At 43.4% G+C, this 19,639-nt stretch carries 1 protein-coding gene; it reads left to right on the top strand.

Going from position 1 to position 19,639, the window contains the following annotated elements:
- Positions 1-43 precede the first annotated feature (43 nt).
- The gene (locus SANK73390_RS18180) at positions 44-19,591 is read left to right on the top strand and encodes a non-ribosomal peptide synthase/polyketide synthase (RefSeq protein WP_462767824.1); all 19,548 of its coding nucleotides are present in this window, start codon (positions 44-46) and stop codon (positions 19,589-19,591) included.
- Positions 19,592-19,639 lie beyond the last annotated feature (48 nt).

Raw genomic sequence — 19,639 nt, 5'->3', positions numbered from 1 at the left:
AATAAAAACGAGAAGCAAACAACTTAAAGAGTAAGGAATACTAATGGAAACTATTCATGATTATCTAGCGGCGCATGCCTGCTCAACTGCTCGCAGCAACGCTTTTACTTTTATCGAAGACGCAGGTGAGCAATCACAAATTAGCTTTGGCAAGCTTCATCAACGGGCACAATCAATTGCCCATTCGTTATTGTCAGAAGTAGAGGCTGGATCTAGAGTAGTTCTTTTATATCCTCCTGGCTTGGAATATATACAAGCATTTTTAGGTTGTTTGTACGCGGGTGTTGTCGCGGTTCCTTTGTATCCACCCCAAAGCAAAAAACATGCGGGCAGAGTTCTGACGGTAATTGATGACTGTAAAGCTAATTTAATTCTGACTAACGCACAGATGAAAAGTCAGTTGCAAGCTGAGCTATCTCCGATTCCAGTTAAAGGCTTTGAAGAGTTAACAGGCAATGATGCCCCAGTTGCACTCACCCCCCCAACGGCTGAAACAACCGCTTTTTTACAGTATACATCGGGCTCTACGGGGACACCAAAAGGGGTCGTCATAACGCACGGGAATATTGTTGCAAACTTGAAAACTCTACAGCAAGCAACACTCTGTGCACAAGAAGATGTATTTTGTAACTGGCTGCCTTTATTTCATGATTTAGGTTTAGTAAACACGCTACTATTGCCTATTTATCTTGGTGCGCACTCGGTATTGATGTCACCAGTGAGGTTTATTAAGAGTCCACTGACTTGGTTTAAGGCGATTACTGAATTTAAAGCAACTATCTGTGGCGCACCAAATTTTGCGTTTGATCATTGTATCGAGCGTATTAAGCCACATCAGTTAGCTGGTATTGATCTGTCAACTTGGCGAGTTGCGTTTAATGCAGCAGAGCCAGTAGATGCACAAACACTTGAGCGATTTAGTGACCGTTTTGCTCGTATTGGTTTTAAAGAGTCATCACTATTCCCTGCATACGGAATGGCAGAGGCAACGGTATTCATTTGTGGTGGGGCACACACAGTTTCCTACACAGCTTTACCATTTAGTAGTGAGGCGCTGCAAAAAGGGCGAGTAACCCTATCTCAAGAAGACGAAAAGCAGCAGATTTTGATTGGTCATGGTCAGGTTCAAGAAAATCATCATCTGAAAATTGTCTCACCACAAACGTGTACAGTTGTACCTGATGGTCAGGTTGGTGAAATATGGTTTGCAGGCCCAAGCCTTGCTCAAGGGTACTGGAATGACCCAGAAAAAACCGCTGCCAGTTTTGGCGCGCGATTAGAGAATGACAATCAGAGCTATCTCAGAACGGGCGACTTAGGTTTTATTCACGAAGGTGAGTTGTTTATTTCAGGTCGTATTAAAGATGTCATGATTATCAAAGGGCGCAATTATTATCCGCAGGACTTTGAGAAGCTGGCTTATAGTGTTTACCCTGGTCTTAATCAAAACGGTGCTGGCGCTTTTGAGGTCAATGGTAATGCAATATTACTACTGGAAATTAGCCGTAGCGAGATGGCCGAATTCGATTATGCGCTCGCGTGTGAAACCATCAAAGCCGCTATCTTTGAACATTTTGAAGTCGTGCTTGGAGATATTATATTCCTCAAAGCAGGAAAAATTAATAGAACCTCTAGCGGTAAGATCCAACGCTCATTGTCAAAAAAGCGCTATCTAGCTGATGATATAGACTTTTTGTACAGTGATACAGTGGGCGCCTCAGCACCAGTGGCATCGCAACAAGCGAAGCAATCGGAAGAAGCTCTATCACCGATGGAAGCCAATCTTTGTGTGTTGTGGCAAGACGTATTTGGCCTTGACAAAATAGGTGTAAATGACAACTTCCTGAATCTCGGTGGGCACTCTCTATTAGCGACCACCTTGATTGCTCAGATACAAAAGCAATGGCATGTGGAAGTGTCTATCAGAGATTTCTTCTTTGCAAATACGATTCGCAAGTTAGCAAAAGTTGTGGAAAACGCATCAGCGAGTCAATTACCATTAATTACCAAAAAGCCAGATACAAAACAGTTGCTACCTTCTTTTGCACAAGAGCGTATGTGGCTTGTAAATCAAATAGAATCAGAAGTTGCACAGTATAACTTGGCTTGCTCAGTGAAGCTTTATGGCGAATTGAACGAAATTTACCTACAAGAAACTTTTTCTACGATTATATCTCGTCATGAAGCATTGAGAACTACATTCAGTGAGGAAAATGGCCAGGTTTATCAACAGATTAAGCAAGTGAGGCCGTTCGTTATTAAAAGCGTCGATCTCACCGATTTGACTCAGGCCGAGCAAGATAAGCGTATTGAAGAGCTGACCAACGAAGAAACAAACACAGCGTTTGATCTTAGCCAAGATCTCATGCTTCGAGCCAAGCTGCTGAAACTCAATGCTCAGTCCCATATCTTGTTGTTGGCAGTACATCATATTGCAGCAGATGGCTGGTCATCAGGGCTGCTAACCAAAGAAATTAATGCTTTGTATGCGGCGCAGGTGCATGATACGCAAAGCCATTTACCTGAACTAGATATTCAGTACAGTGATTATGCAAATTGGCAACGCACAAACCTCACTGAAGATACTTTACACAATCACTTAACCTATTGGAAAACCCAGTTAAGTAACTTACCGATTGTACATAGTTTACCACTAGACCATGCTAGATCATCGGTGCAAAGCTTCAAGGGGGCATCGGTTGAGCGTACGCTTAATCAAGCTACGCTTAATGGACTTAATGCGTTAGCAAAAGATAACGAAGTAACGTTGTACATGATGCTAAACGCGGCATTTGCAAGTTTCTTGAGCCGTTATTCAGGGGAAACAGACATCGTCTTTGGCTCTGCTGTTGCGAATCGAGAACAGGCTGAGGTCGCGCCGCTTATTGGTTTATTCATTAATAATTTAGTGTTCCGCTCTGATTTATCAGATGATCCGGTATTCATTGAGTTACTTCAACAAAGCAAAGAAAATACATTAGCGGCTTCTGAGCATCAGCAAATGCCATTTGAAAAGTTAGTTGATGTGTTACAGCCAGAGCGAAGTCTAAGCCACAGTCCACTATTTCAAGTGATGTTGATACTACAAAGTCAAGAAGTAGAACAGCTTTCACTGCCTGGACTTGAGATCCAACAGCAACAGTTGAGCAACGACTTTACACAGTATGACTTAACGCTGACGGTGAGTGAAGGTGAATCAGGATTAGAGATGCAGTGGCAATATGCTTCAGATCTCTTTGAGCATGCGACTATCGAGCGAATGGTTGACAGTTTTGAAACCCTGCTGGAAAGCATTATCAACATGCCGAATGCCAAAGTAAGCCAATTGCCGTTACTTAGCGCACAGGAGTCGATGCGGTTAATTAATATTAACAATGATAGCGCTACTGAATTTCCACAAGAGCTGTGTATTCATGAATTGTTTGAGCGTCAAGTCGCACTGAAGCCGGATGCGGTCGCTGCGATATTTAATGATGAAGCAATTAGCTATGAGCAACTAAACCAACGTGCAAACCGTTTAGCTCAGTACCTTGTGCGTCATGGAGTAAAGCCAGACTCTATTGTTGGTGTTTGTCTTGACCGTTCAGTGCAGATGCTGGTCAGTACGTTGGCTATTATGAAAGCAGGTGGTGCTTATTTACCCATGGACCCTAACTATCCATCGGCACGGTTGGCATACATGCTAGAGGACTCGCAAGTACAATGGGTTGTGACGGAAAAACACTTGAGTAATCGTTTGCCACAAGCACACTGCATTTGTTTAGATGATGAGGGCATTGCAGCAGACATAGCCCAACTTGAGCACCATGATCTAAATAAGGAGATGTTGGGTCTGACTTCTGGTCACCTTGCATATCTTATCTATACCTCAGGTTCAACAGGGAAGCCCAAAGGCGTGATGCTGGAACATCGCAATGCCGTAAACTTTCTGTCAGCGATGCAAGATGCCCCTGGGATGACGCAAGATGATACGTTATTAGCGGTAACTTCCTTATCGTTTGATATTCATGTGTTAGAGCTGTATTTACCGCTTAGTGTTGGTGCAAAGGTGGTGATTACATCATCTGAAAACACACAATCTCCAGATGATTTGACACATCTGATGCAAGCTCACCAAGTAACGGTGATGCAAGCTACACCTGCAACTTGGAAAATGCTAGTTGGTCATGGATTGCGTGTTCAGCATAATTTAAAAGTGTTATGTGGTGGTGAAGCGTTAAGTGAAACGCTAAAGGATGCACTGATCAGTCATAGTAATATTGAGTTATGGAATATGTACGGTCCGACAGAAACTGCAGTTTGGTCGGCGGTATGTAAAGTTGAAAATAGTATTTCGCTGGGCGTACCCATTAATAATACTAAGCTTTATGTTCTTGATAGCCATTTGAACCCTGTGCCAGTGGGTGTTGCTGGTGAGTTGTATATCAGCGGTGCAGGAGTAGCAAGAGGCTACCTCAATCACAGTGAATTAACGGCTGAGCGCTTTATTGAATGTCCACATTCCGATGAGCGTGTATATAAAACAGGGGATCTAGTTCGTAGGCTTGAAGATGGTACCTTACAATATCTGCGTCGTGCGGACTTTCAGGTTAAAGTCCGTGGCTATCGTATTGAGCTTGGAGAAATTGAAGCCAGACTAAAACAGCATCCAAGGGTAACAGATGCGCTTGCGCATGTGTTTGGTGAAGGGGATGAAGCTCGATTAGTGGCTTACTTCACGGTTAAACCAGGGCATGAGGACGCGGATTTAGAACAAGCTGTAAGTGAACACTTAGAGGTGCTTTTACCTAGCTATATGTTACCTAATTCATATGTTTGTCTTGAGCAAATCCCCTTAACACCTAATGGAAAGGTTAATCGACAAGCATTACCTAAACCGCAGTTTGTTGACAGCCATGATTACATCGCCCCTGAAACAGAAATGGAAAAGCAGCTTTGTGACATTTGGCAGCAATTGCTCAACGTCCAACCGCAGCAGGGTAAGTGGATAAGTGTTACCAGTAACTTCTTCAGCTTAGGTGGCCATTCATTACTCGCTGCTCGTTTAGTTGCTCAGATCAGAACACAATGGCATGTGGATGTGCCAATCCGCACACTATTTAGCGAGCAGACGGTGCGCCAGCTAGCCACTGTGATTGACCGAGAAACGACCAGTTATCACGCTGAAATCCAATCTGTTGCAAGTGATAAGCCTACGCCGCTGTCATTTGCTCAACAGCGCTTATGGCTTATAGAACAAATAGAGCATGACACACACCAGTACAATATGTGCCAAGCTTTTAAGTTGTCTGGTGAGTTGAATATTGAAGCAATGACCAATGCTTTTGAGATCATTATTGAACGTCATCTGGTGTTACGTACGACTATTCAAACAACACAATCAGGCGAGGCAATTCAAGTCGTGTCTTCAAAGTGGGATTTCTCAATACCGCGACTCGATCTGACAAAAATGTCAGAGGCTGACCAAGAGCAGGCGGTGAATAGCAATATTGCTCAGCAGTCCACGCAACTATTTGCGCTAGACGAAGATCTGATGATTCGAGTCATGTTGTTAAAGCTAGAAGAGAACGAGCATGTTCTTTTAGTCACGATGCACCACATTGCGGTAGATGGCTGGTCCGTTAGTATCGTATTTGATGAGTTCAATAGGCTTTACCGCGACTCAAGTTTGCAGTTGCCTGAGATTGAAGTGCAATATGGAGATTATGCACATTGGCAAAAAGAAACACTGCAGGGTGAGACATTAGATAGGCATCTGGCATTCTGGAAAGAGCGTTTACAAGGAATACCTGAAGTACACAACCTAGCTTTAGATAGGCCAAGACCACAGGTACAAGACTACAAAGGTGCGCATCACGTTCAGATGCTAAGTGCAGATATTCAAGTGGGATTGAATAAGCTTGCAAAGGCGTCAAACGCGACCATGTTTATGGTATTACATGCAGCACTTTCAATTTTATTAGCAAGACATTCAAATAAAGATAACGATACCTCTGAAGCAGATAACATTGTTATTGGTTCACCAGTTGCAAACCGAGAGCAAAGTGAATTGGCACCATTGGTCGGCTTTTTCACCAATAGTGTCGTGCTGCAACTGAACTTGGGTCACAATCCTAGTTTTACAGAGTTGTTACAGCGTAGTAAGGATGACTTGTTAGATGTATACGAGCATACTCAGTTGCCATTTGAGAAATTGGTCGATGAGCTAAAACAAGAACGTAACCTAGGTTATTCACCATTATTCCAAGTTAAATTAGCACTACAAAATAATGAACAAGGGTGGTTTGACCTACCTGATGTATCGGCGCAAAGAATAGAGCAATCGCAATCAATTGCGCTTCATGATCTCAGTTTAGACATTTATGAACTGGAAAACAGTGGTCATGCAAGCGGACTCAAGCTTGATTGGGAATACGCCACGTCAATCTTTGATGCTGTGACAATAGAACGTATGTCACAGCATTTTGAAATATTGCTAAAAGAGATCATTGCTGCACCGCAGGCTAAGATAAGCGAGTTGTCGGTGCTATCTAAAGGTGAAACAGAACAACTACTGCGTTGGTCGCAGTGGTCGTCACAAAAGACGAGTTTTAGCCAGTCACACGTAATTGAGAATACTGGCAAGTCGGTCATAGATCTATTTGAACAACAGGTTGTCAATAACCCTGATAAAGCGGCAGTAGTGATCCGAACATCTGATCGAGATGTTGAACAACTTACTTACAAAGAACTTAATGCCAAAGCGAATCAGGTTGCAAACTATTTAGTTGCAGAAGGGGTTAAACCCGACACCTTGGTTGGGTTGTGCTTAGAGCGTTCACTGGAAATGATTGTTGGTATATGGGGTGTTCTAAAAGCAGGTGCAGGGTATCTGCCAATAGACCCTGATTATCCTGAAAGACATATTGAGCACATACTCGATAATTCAGGGGTGGAGATGGTTCTGACCAGTGCGGAGCTATTTGCAGATTTACCACTATCTGACCTACAGATTCTTCCTTTGGATGAGGATATATGGGATAGCTTTTTAGGTGAATACAGTGAGGATAACCTCGATAGAGACACATTAGGCGTAGCATTGAATCATTTAGCCTATGTTATCTATACATCAGGTTCAACTGGATTGCCTAAAGGTGTCACCATTGAACACGGTGCTTTGGCACAGTCCACGTTAGCAAGGTTTGAAGCATACCAAGAAGCGCCACAAAGCTTTGCGCTGTTTTCGTCGTACGCATTTGACAGCTCTATGGTAGGGATTTTCTGGACTTTGGTATCTGGTGGCAAGCTTTGTATTGTTGATACTAAGCAAGGGCTAGAGTTACAAGATTTTGAGATGCTGATAACGCAAGAGCAAATTAGTCATTTTCTGACCTTACCAAGTGTTTACCAGACGATATTGGCCGCGGATATACAACCAGGTCAGTCTGTGCAAACGGTCATCGTTGCAGGTGAACCTTGTGATCAGCAGTTGGTAAAACAACACCAGTCTCATAGTCTGTGGCAAAACTGTCGTCTTGTTAACGAATATGGGCCCACAGAGGCGTGTGTTTGGAGCAGTTTTTATGATTGTACGCAACACGCCGGTGGCTCAGTACCAATTGGTACTACTGCACCACACTGTGAGCTACTTGTATTAGACAATGAGCGTCAATTGTGTCCGGTTGGTGTGGCAGGGGAGCTCTATGTTGGGGGGGACTATTTAGCTCGCGGCTATCATAACGCCCCTGAACTGACGAGAGAAAAGTTCATTGAGAGCCCATTTAACAGCGCACAGCGTTTGTATAAAACTGGTGACTTAGTACGCTGTGTTGCCGACCAAAATGGCAAACCTAGTAACCTAGAATTTATTGGTCGTACCGACCAGCAAATAAAAATACGCGGTTTTAGAGTTGAGTTAGGTGAAATTGAAGCGGCCATCGTTGCACACACGCAGATCTCTGAAGTTGTGGTGCTTGCTAAATCGTTAGAACCCTCTCAAGACACTAAGCAGTTAGTGGCTTATGTTGTGGTTGATAGGGCGAGTAGTTATACAGACTTAAATGAGTTAAACCTGAGTGATGTATTACGCTCATATCTCTCGCAATCGCTACTTAGTCATAAAATTCCTTCGGCATTTGTAATGCTCGACAATCTACCACATACACCAAATGGTAAAGTTGACCGTAAAGCGCTAGAGGAAAAAGCGGTCCCTGCTCAGCTCATGCAGCAATATGTTGCGCCGAGAAATAAGTTAGAAGAGCAGTTATGTGAACTTTGGAAGAAGTTGTTAAAGCTTAATAAAGTGAGTATCACCGACAACTTCTTCGCGATTGGTGGTGACTCTATTCTAGCAATTCAAGCGGTGACTCAGGCTGCGAAGCTAGGAATTGTGATCACAACGCGGCAAATCTTTGAGTGTCAAACGATTGAGAAATTAGCATCTCAAGCGAATTCTGAATCGAGCGTTGTTGCCCCACAAGAAAGCGTTGCAGGGGAGCAAGTGCTCATTCCAATTCAGCGTGAATTCTTAATGGGTGATAAGACCGATCAGCATCATTATAACCAGTCAGTGTTGTTGAGTGTACCAGCTAATTTTTCTATTGAAGTGTTACACAAGATCATAGCAGCAGTATACGCACGTCATGATATGTTGCGTTTGTCAGTCAATGAGAACACCGCGACTTATGTACCACTGACTGAGCTACTGGCTATTCGTGCTGTTCAATCTGTTGATTTAAGTGATGTCGAAGGTGACGCATGGCTGTCTGAGCTTGCTAAGCACGGCAGCATGGTAAAGGCGGGATTGTCTATCTTAGACGCAGATGTGTTCCGTGCTGTGCTATTTGAAGGTCGTACACAGCGTCGTCTGTTGTTAACTGCACATCATATGGTAATTGACGGTGTGTCGTGGCGAATCCTATTGCAAGATATGGCAAGTGCACTTGAGCAATGGCAGCAGCGACATGAAATTACCCTAGCGGCGAAAACTTCCTCGTTCCAACAATGGGGTAATTTCCTTGAAAGCTATTTAAAGAGCGATAGTTTACAAGCTGAAAAAGCATTTTGGTTATCTCAAGTAAATGAGTCAGTTGAAACATTACCAGTCGATCATAGTGGTGTTGAAGATAACCGCATTGCGGTGAGTGAGTCTGTTTCATTCGAGCTGAAAGAGCAGGAAACTCAAGCGCTACTGAATCAGTGTGCAACTGCATACCGTACGCAAATTAATGACTTATTGTTATCAGCACTATATCTAGCTATTCACAGATGGACAGGTCAAGACACTCTGCGTATTGACTTGGAAAGCCACGGTCGAGAGCCATTAAGTCCAACGCTGGACATGAATCAAACGCTTGGTTGGTTTACCAGTGTGTTCCCAGTGACACTGAAAACACAGTCAGCTACGGCAATCGGTGAGGTAATCAAATTTGTTAAAGAACAATTAAGAAGTGTGCCAAACAATGGAATCGGTTTTGGTTTATTACAACAAGCTTTGGCGAGCGAAACACAAAATGCTACGAACGCCTCCACAGTGTTTAATCGTTCAGAGATCTTATTTAACTACCTAGGCCAGTTTGACAATGTGGTAAATAATGAAAGCTCATTCCAAGTTGCAGACGAGTTTGTTGGCGATGATGTCAGTGCGCAACGTCAACGCAGCCATAAGCTTGAGCTCAATGGTTTGGTGGCCGGCGGTCGAGTGAAGTTTTCTCTTAGATATAATGCTTTGCAATACGAACAAGAGACTATGACTGCCTTGGTTAAAGGTATTGAATCAGCGTTGCATAAAATTATTGCGCATTGCCTAGAAAGTGAAGTTGCGGGTGTGACGCCATCAGACTTTCCGTTGAGCAATGTTACTCAAGCGCAATTAGATGAGTGCTATCAGGTTTATCCTAATTTGGAAAAACTCTATAAGACCACAGGGATGCAGCGAGGATTATTATTCCATAGTAGCTTGGATGCTTCGGCATATTTGACGCAGCTATCCATTAATATCGAAGGTGAGTTAGATAACAGCGCTATGGAGCAAGCATGGAGAGAAGTTGTTAGGCGCCATGATGTGTTTCGTACTACTTTCACCGAGGATCACCTACATCAATTGGTATTGACGAATGTTGATTTACCATACACGACGCTCGACTGGTCGCACTTGAGTGATGCAGAACAACGCCAACAGTTAACACAGTTCTTACAAGACGATAGAGCACTAGGGTTTGATTTAAAAGCAACACCGTTGATGCGGATCACCTTGATTATCTTAGATAAGCACCGCCATTGCTTAGTATGGTCAAACCATCATGCACTGTCGGATGGCTGGTCATTACCATTAGTATTGAAAGAAGTGATCTCCATATACACAGATATACGTCATAACAACGGCGAGCTTCTGTCAGAGGCAGAGTCATTTATACCGCAATATGACAGTTACATAACATGGCTTCAGCAACAAGATGAACAACAAGCGCGTGCCTTCTGGCAAGACATGTTGGCAAGTGTTGAATCTCCAACACAACTTCACCTTGGTAGCAAAGAACCCACAAGTACTACCGGTGCACAGCAGCAAAAACTAACCTTAAGTGCTCAGGTGAGCGAGCAATTACAGTCCACCGCAAGACACTATAAAGTTACCTTAAATACCTTGATTCAAGCAGCTTGGGCCTATGTGATCCACAGGTACAGTGCAGAGCAACAAGTTGTTTTTGGTGAAACTGTTTCAGGTCGTCCTGCCGAGTTACAAGGCGTTGAACAAATAATTGGTCTATTTATTAACAGCCTTCCTGTTGTGGTTAATATTGATCACGGTCAGGATATCGCGACTTGGCTGCAAGACTTGCACCAAGCGAGCATCGATCGTGTCGACAACAGCTACTTATCGCTGTCGGAAATTCAGTCTCTGAGCCCTGCAAGTCATGTGGATGGTAGCGGACGAAGTCTGTTCGATACGCTGGTGGTATTTGAGAACTATCCAGTGGATCAAGAGATACACAACATTATTCAAGGATCTCAATTAGCTGTAACTGACATCAGAAATGAAGAACAAACGAACTATGCTCTGACATTGATGGTATTGCCAGAGAGCACTGGATTACAAGGTAAATTAAGCTTTGAACTTGGCTATCGAGCAGAACAGTTCTCAGCAGACGGAATTGCCGAGTTTTTAGAACACTTTGAGCTAACCCTGATGCGCTTGTTAGAGTGCTCTTACGACACTGTCGGTGAGCTATCTGTATTAAGTGCGCAACAGCAAAGCCAATTGTTAACATGGAATGATACGGCCTCGGATTACCAAACAGACAAGTGTATTCATGAATTGTTTGAGCTTCACGCAGCACAATCACCTAATGCACGAGCAGTCACCTTCGATGGCGAAATAAGCGAGACATTAACTTACGCACAACTCAATGAGAAAGCGAACCAACTGGCACATTACCTAATTGAGCAAGGTGTTAAACCTGACGTCTTGGTTGGTATTAGTGTCGAGCGTTCCATTGAAATGGTGATAGGTTTGCTGGCGATAATGAAAGCTGGTGGAGCATATGTCCCTCTAGACCCAAGCTTACCGCTGGCACGTCTAAATTATATGGTCCAAGACTCAGGCGCTGAGATAGTATTGACACAGCAAAAATTGACTGAATTGTTCCAACAGGGCGCACAACAGATTGTATGTCTAGATCAAGCTGATATGTTCGCAATATATAGCACTCAAAACATTGAAAAAGCATCCATTGGCCTTATGTCATCGCATCTTGCATATGTGATTTACACATCAGGTAGTACCGGTCAGCCAAAAGGGGTTGAGTCTGTCCATAGCGGATTAATGAACAGACTTGACTGGATGGATAAAACGTATCAACTCAATGCAGATGACCGTGTAATACAGAAAACACCGTATAGCTTTGACGTTTCGGTTTGGGAGTTCTTTTGGACGTTAGGTTATGGTGCTCAGCTGATAGTCGCTAAACCTGAAGGGCATAAAGATCCTGAATATTTACGTGATTTAATTCAGGCACACCAAGTGTCAATCATGCATTTTGTACCTTCTATGCTGGCAAGTATGATGTCAGTTGTGAATATGTCTGAACTACTGTCAGTTCGTTTTGTGTTCTGTAGTGGAGAAGCGCTGCTCAAGACACTTGCAGACCAATTCCTAAGCGTCAAAGCAGCGAATACAAAACTGTTCAACCTTTATGGTCCAACAGAAGCGTCGATAGATGTGACTCATTGGACATGTGAAAACGCTGAACTACCTGACAGTGTGCCTATTGGACGACCCATCTCTAATACTCAGCTCTATGTATTGGACTCACAGTTAAAATGTACACCAATCGGTGTGCCTGGTGAGCTTTATATTGGTGGTGATAATTTGGCAAGAGGTTATCTCAATAAACCAGAATTAACCGCTGAGAGGTTCATTGCGAATCCGTTTTCAAGCGATGCCAGCAGTAAGCTGTATAAAACAGGGGACCTAGTGCGTTGGTCTGCCCAAAATTTGGGTAACTTAGAGTACATCTGTCGAATAGATCAGCAAGTCAAAGTTCGTGGTTATCGTATTGAATTGGGTGAAATTGAAGCGTGTATTGCTCAATATCCTGCGATAAAAGACTGTGTGGTAACGACCCATGGTCAAGAAGGCGATAAACAACTTATCGCTTGGTATATCAGTGCTGATGAACAAATCAGTCGTGATGACTTGAATACATATATCAAGCATTCTTTGCCTGAATATATGTTACCTGCTGCATTCATTGGTATTGATGAAATTCCGTTAACCCCTAATGGCAAGGTAGACCGTCGTGTCTTTGAGCAAAGAGCTGTGAACTTGGAATCAGCGAAAGTGTATGTTGCTCCGCGTAATGAAATAGAAGCACAACTTGTGACTATTTGGGCTGAAATCCTAGATGTTGAGCCACAGAAGTTAGGTATCAATGATAGCTTCTTTGAACTCGGTGGACATTCACTGAAAGTCGCGCAAGTTATGTCTCGGATTCGTCGTCATTTTGACGTAGAGCTAACGATAAAGTCACTGTTTGAGCAGCCGACGATTGCTCAGTTTGCGGCGTTAATTGATGACACTGAAAACGGCTCGTTGATGCCGCTGTCACCTGTAGCGAGAAGTGAAGCCTCATATGCTCTGAGTTTTGCTCAGGAGAGATTATGGTTTATCGATCAGTTTGAACCAAACTCTGCTGCTTATAATATTCCAGGAGCGATGACTATAAGCGGTGAGCTAGATGTTGCGCAATTAGATCAGGCATTCAATATTATGATTGAACGTCATGAAAACCTGCGTACGGTTTTCCCATGTATAGATAGTCAGGCTCAACTAGTAATTCTAGATAAGCTAGAGTTCGCATTAGAGCAGGTTGACTTAACTTATTACGACAGCTCCGATGCTCGCAATCAAAAAGCCCAAATATTGTGTCAAAATGAAGCTGCTAGAGCGTTTGACCTTGCTAATGGCCCTTTGATCAGAGGCAAGCTGCTTCAACTGTCTGAACAACAGCATATTCTGATAGTAACTATGCACCATATTATCACCGATGCTTGGTCAGTGAGCATCATAATCAATGAGCTAAGTGCTATCATTCAAGACTTACAAGAAGGCAAAATGCCTCAGTTGCCTCAATTGCCTATTCAGTACTTAGATTACAGCGTGTGGGAAAGGCAGCAGATGGATAAGCCAGGCTTCCTTGCTGAGCAATTGACTTATTGGCAAGACAAGCTGTCTGGTTTGCCAGATTGTCTAGACCTTATGACAGACTTCCCAAGACCAAGCACGCAAAGCACCGCAGGTGCAAGCTTGAACTTTAGCTTTGATAGGCAGCTTACGGATAGTCTTAAGCAGCTAGCAGAAGAACAAGGTGCTACCTTTTACATGACCTTGTTGGCGGCCTTTAATGCTCAGCTTTATCGTTACACCGGTCAGCAAGACATTTGTTTAGGTAGTTCTATTGCTAATCGTCAATACGAAGAGGTTGAAGGGCTGATTGGCATGTTTGTAAATACCTTAGCGTTGCGTAATCAGGTGGCAGGTGAGGCATCATTTACCTCTTTGCTGCAGCAGGTAAAAACAACGTGTTTAGAGGCTTATAAACATCAAGATACGCCTTTTGAGAAAATTGTAGACTTAATACAGCCGGTTCGTAATATGGCGATTAGCCCACTGTTCCAAGTTATGCTTGTTTTGCAGAACACGCCAAAGGGAGCAACCGCGAGTAACATTCAGCCGTACCCGTTACAAAGCAAAGTCAGTAAGTTTGATATGACTATCACATTTACAGAAACAGCTGACGGGTTATCTGGTGAAATAGTTTACGCGACATCGTTGTTTAAACACGACACGATAGCGCGCTTGTCGAAGCACTTCACAACTTTGTGTCAAAGTATCACGACAAGCCCTGATACGAGTGTTAATCAATTAGACTATATTGATGCTGCACAGCGACAGCAGTTGTTGATAGAACATAACCAAACACAAGCCAACTATGTGCAAGATCAGTGTATTCACCAGTTGTTTGTACAACAAGTTGCCGCAAACCCAGATAAGATTGCAATCGAAGAAGCCGTATTATCTGGTGGGTCGAAGCAACTGACGTTCCAACAGCTATCGGATCACAGTTATGAATTGGCGTTATATCTGCAATTACAAGGCGTACGACCAGACAGCTTAGTTGGGCTGTGTGTGGGGCGTTCGTTAAGTATGATGGTCGGGATATTGGGTATATTCCAAGCGGGTGGTGCGTATGTGCCATTAGACCCAGATTATCCAGAAGATAGACTGAGCTATATGCTTGAAGATAGCCAGGCTGAGATAGTTATCACGCAAGCGGGTTTTGTGGACAAAGTACGTCAACTGGTGTCGTCACAGACATTGGTGATTGTATTAGACGAACAAGGACAACTGGCCCCTGAGTGCTTAGAGACATTAAACAGTACCAGGTTAGATCTACAAACAGATGTTAAGCCAAACAACCTAGCTTATGTTATCTATACCTCAGGCTCTACAGGCAAGCCAAAAGGGGTGATGGTAGAGCACCGCATGGTTGTTGATTATTGTTACTCAGTTATCGATAAAATGGACTTAACACGCTGTGAAACATTCGGTTCAGTGTCTACCTTCTCGTCAGACTTAGGAAACATCTCGTTATTTGTACCATTGATGTTTAGTAAGACATTACATGTGTTCTCAAATGACTTTGTAAACAACCCGATAGAGCTACATAAATACATAGCAGCTCACCCGATAGAGTGTATGAAGATCACACCGTCACACTTTGACATGTTTATGGTGTCAGAGCAGGAGATACTTAGAGTATCGAAGGTACTGATTTTTGCGGGTGAACCACTAACAAAGCCAATGGTGGAGCTAGTAAATAACCTGAATCCACAGTGTGAAGTGTATAACAACTATGGACCGACGGAGACCACAATCTCGAAACTATCCACATCAGCGTTAGTAGGTAGTGAGCTTAGTGTTATTCCCCTGGGTAAACCATTGAATAATGCCAAAGTTTATATTTTGGATGAGCACCAACAAGTGCAGCCAATAGGGGTACCGGGAGAGCTTTATATCGCAGGTCACGGTGTGGCACGAGGATATTTAAATCAGCCAGAACTGAGTGAAGAGAAGTTTATGCAAAACCCATTTGTTGATGGGGAACGCATGTACAGAACGGGTGATAAGGTACGCTGGCTAGCGGATGGCAACATTGAGTTCTTAGGACGTGTTGACACGCAAATTAAGATCCGAGGGTTCCGTATTGAGCCTGCGGAAATAGAAGCATGTTTTAACCGGCATCCAGACATTAAAGAGAGTATCGTTGTCGCGCAAGGCCAGGGAGGTAGCAAGAAGCTAGTCGCATTTTATGTTGCCGTTGATAGCAGTGAAAGCCATCTAGTAGAGCTTGATAAAGAGGTGCTATTACGATGGCTTGAGCAGAGCCTACCAGATTATATGGTGCCAGTTGCGTACACCAGCTTACTGACTATACCTTTGACAGCGAATGGTAAAACGAACCGCTTGGCGCTAGAGAGTATGGAGGCTAATATTTCATCGAGCCAGGATTACATTGCGCCACGCAATGAAATAGAGCAACAGTTGGTTTCAATTTGGGCAGATGTATTGGAAATTGAAGCTGCCAGCATAGGCATCTACGATAACTTCTTTGAGCTGGGTGGACACTCATTGCTGGCTACATTGCTAATTTCTCGTATTCGTACTCATTTTGACATTGATGTGCCGCTCAAAGCACTTCTTGAACAAGTAAGTATTGCTGGCTTTGCAGAGTTAGTGGCTGAGGCTGAGAGTAATAAAGTTCCGCCTATTCTTCCAGAGAGTAGAGTGCTTGAGAATGGTGATGCAATCACATCATTCCCATTGAGTTTCTCTCAGGAGCGACTGTGGTTTGTAAATCAATTTGCACCAAATAGCGCTGTTTATAATGTGCCAAATGCGGTGCTTATTGAAGGCGAGCTTGAAATACAGCATTTGGAGCAGGCATTCAATTTAATTATCTCACGTCACGAAAGCTTGAGAACGGTTTTTCCGGATGAAGATGGTGTGGCACAGCAAGTTGTGCTTGCAGAGCTTAAATTCTCATTGACCGTTACTGACCTGAGTCACTGCGTAGACAGTGAAACTCGTCATGAAAAAGCGAAACAGCTATGTCAACAGGAAGCTGAAGCACCCTTTAACTTGGCGAGCGGCCCGCTCTTTAGAGGAAAACTACTGAAGTTGTCGGATGACGAGCATATTCTTGTATTGATTATGCATCACATCATTACAGATGGCTGGTCTACGGGTGTCATGATTAAGGAATTTAGCCAGATCATGGAATGCTTACAACAAGGTAGAAGCCCTGAGCTACCACCGTTACCTATCCAATATTTAGATTATGGTATTTGGCAGAGGAGGTTGCTGCAAGAAGGTGGGTTACTAGAGAAGCAATTAGCTTACTGGCAAGATAAATTGATGGGTGTCCCTGAGATGCTTGATCTGGCTACAGATTACCCTCGACCAAGTGTTCAGATTTCTGCGGGTACACGACACACCTTCGATTTAGATGCGCAGTTGACGGCGGATTTGAAAGATCTCGCCGAGCAGCAAGGGTGTACGTTGTACATGATGTTACTAGCTGCATTTAATACATTGCTATATCGCTATACTGGGCAAGATGATATTTGTCTTGGTAGCCCGATTGCAAACCGACAATATGCAGAGACACAAAATCTAATCGGCATGTTTGTTAACCATATTGCGCTGAGAAGCCAAATTGATGGTAAGGCTTCGTTCAACTCGCTACTCGCTCAGGTGAAAAGCACATGTTTAGAAGCTTATGAAAATCAAGACAGTCCGTTTGAGAGAGTTGTTGATTTAGTACAGCCTGAACGAAATACCAGTGTGAGTGCGTTATTCCAGATAGTGTTTATATTGCAAAACGTGCCTATGGAGTCGCTCGATCAAAGCATTCGTTCGTACCCATTGGAGTATAACTTCAGTAAATTTGATCAGGTGGTGAGTTTCATTGAAACTCCGAATGGGCTGAGAGGGGTTATTGAATACAAAACTGCACTTTATAAGGCTGAGACTATCGAGCGTATCGGTACTCATTTTGTTTCTTTATGTCGTGCTATAACTCAAGCACCACAAAAGCGAATAAATGAGTTTGACTATATTGATGCTGCACAGCGACAGCAGTTGTTGGTAGAACATAACCAAACACAAGCCAACTATGTGCAAGATCAGTGTATTCACCAGTTGTTTGCACAACAAGTTGCCGCAAACCCAGATAAGATTGCAATCGAAGAAGCTGTATTATCTGGTGGGTCGAAGCAACTGACGTTCCAACAGCTATCGGATCACAGTTATGAGTTGGCGTTATATCTGCAATTACAAGGCGTACGACCAGACAGCTTAGTTGGGCTGTGTGTGGGGCGTTCGTTAAGTATGATGGTCGGGATACTGGGTATATTCCAAGCGGGTGGTGCGTATGTGCCATTAGACCCAGATTATCCAGAAGATAGACTGAGCTATATGCTTGAAGATAGCCAGGCTGAGATAGTTATCACGCAAGCGGGTTTTGTGGACAAAGTACGTCAACTGGTGTCGTCACAGACATTGGTGATTGTATTAGACGAACAAGGACAACTGGCCCCTGAGTGCTTAAAGACATTAAACAGTACCAGGTTAGATCTACAAACAGATGTTAAGCCAAACAACCTAGCTTATGTTATCTATACCTCAGGCTCTACAGGCAAGCCAAAAGGGGTGATGGTAGAGCACCGCATGGTTGTTGATTATTGTTACTCAGTTGTCGATAAAATGGACTTAACACGCTGTGAAACATTTGGTTCAGTGTCTACCTTCTCGTCAGACTTAGGAAACATCTCGTTATTTGTACCATTGATGTTTAGTAAGACATTACATGTGTTCTCAAATGACTTTGTAAACAACCCGATAGAGCTACATAAATACATAGCAGCTCACCCGATAGAGTGTATGAAGATCACACCGTCACACTTTGACATGTTTATGGTGTCAGAGCAGGAGATACTTAGAGTATCGAAGGTACTGATTTTTGCGGGTGAACCACTAACAAAGCCAATGGTGGAGCTAGTAAATAACCTGAATCCACAGTGTGAAGTGTATAACAACTATGGACCGACGGAGACCACAATCTCGAAACTATCCACATCAGCGTTAATAGGTAGTGAGCTTAGTGTTATTCCACTGGGTAAACCATTGAGTAATGCCAAAGTTTATATTTTGGATGAACACCAACAGGTGCAGCCAATAGGGGTACCGGGAGAGCTTTATATCGCAGGTTACGGTGTGGCTCGAGGATATTTAAATCAGTCAGAACTGAGTGAAGAGAAGTTTATGCAAAACCCATTTGTTGATGGGGAACGCATGTACAGAACGGGTGATAAGGTACGCTGGCTAGCGGATGGCAACATTGAGTTCTTAGGACGTGTTGACACGCAAATTAAGATCCGAGGGTTCCGTATTGAGCCTAGCGAGATAGAAGAGCGTTTGAATCAGCATGCACAGGTTAAAGAAAGCGTAGTGGTTGCACAAGGCGACGGAGCGAATAAACAATTGTTCGCTTTTTACACGGTGCAAGAGTCAAACGACAGTACGTCTAGCAACGAGGCTTTTAAACCGCATCTATTAAAAACATTGCCAGAGTACATGCTTCCAGCAACATTTGTTTGTTTGCAAGAGATACCATTGACGTTAAACGGTAAGGTTAATCGCTTGGCGTTGGAAAGAATGGATGTAACGCTGGAGTCCAGTGAAAGCTATGCTGCTCCGGGCAATGAGATGGAACAGATATTAGTTGATATTTGGGCTGAAATTTTAGAGCTGAACCCAGAGAAAATAGGTGTCAATGATAGCTTCTTTGAACTAGGTGGGCACTCGCTACTCGCCGTGTTGTTAGTGTCTAAAGTCGCTCAGAATCTCGATCTTGATTTACCTCTACATATACTTTTTGACTCCCCAACTGTGAGTGATATTGCACAAGAGCTGATGGCAGCTCAAGGTCACTTGCAAGACTCGGAAGATGAAGGATTTGATGAGTGTGAATTCGAAGAAGGCACTTTATAGCAACTTTTAAAAGTCAGTTCCTATCCGCTCAATGAAGATAGGAACATA

The organism is Pseudoalteromonas sp. SANK 73390 (assembly GCF_054966645.1).
This window is presented reverse-complemented; position numbering and strand designations above follow the sequence as displayed.

Coding starts and splice junctions, on each gene's coding strand:
- SANK73390_RS18180 (WP_462767824.1), top strand. CDS start 44: ATGGAAACTATTCATGATTATCTAGCGGCGCATGCCTGCTCAACTGCT.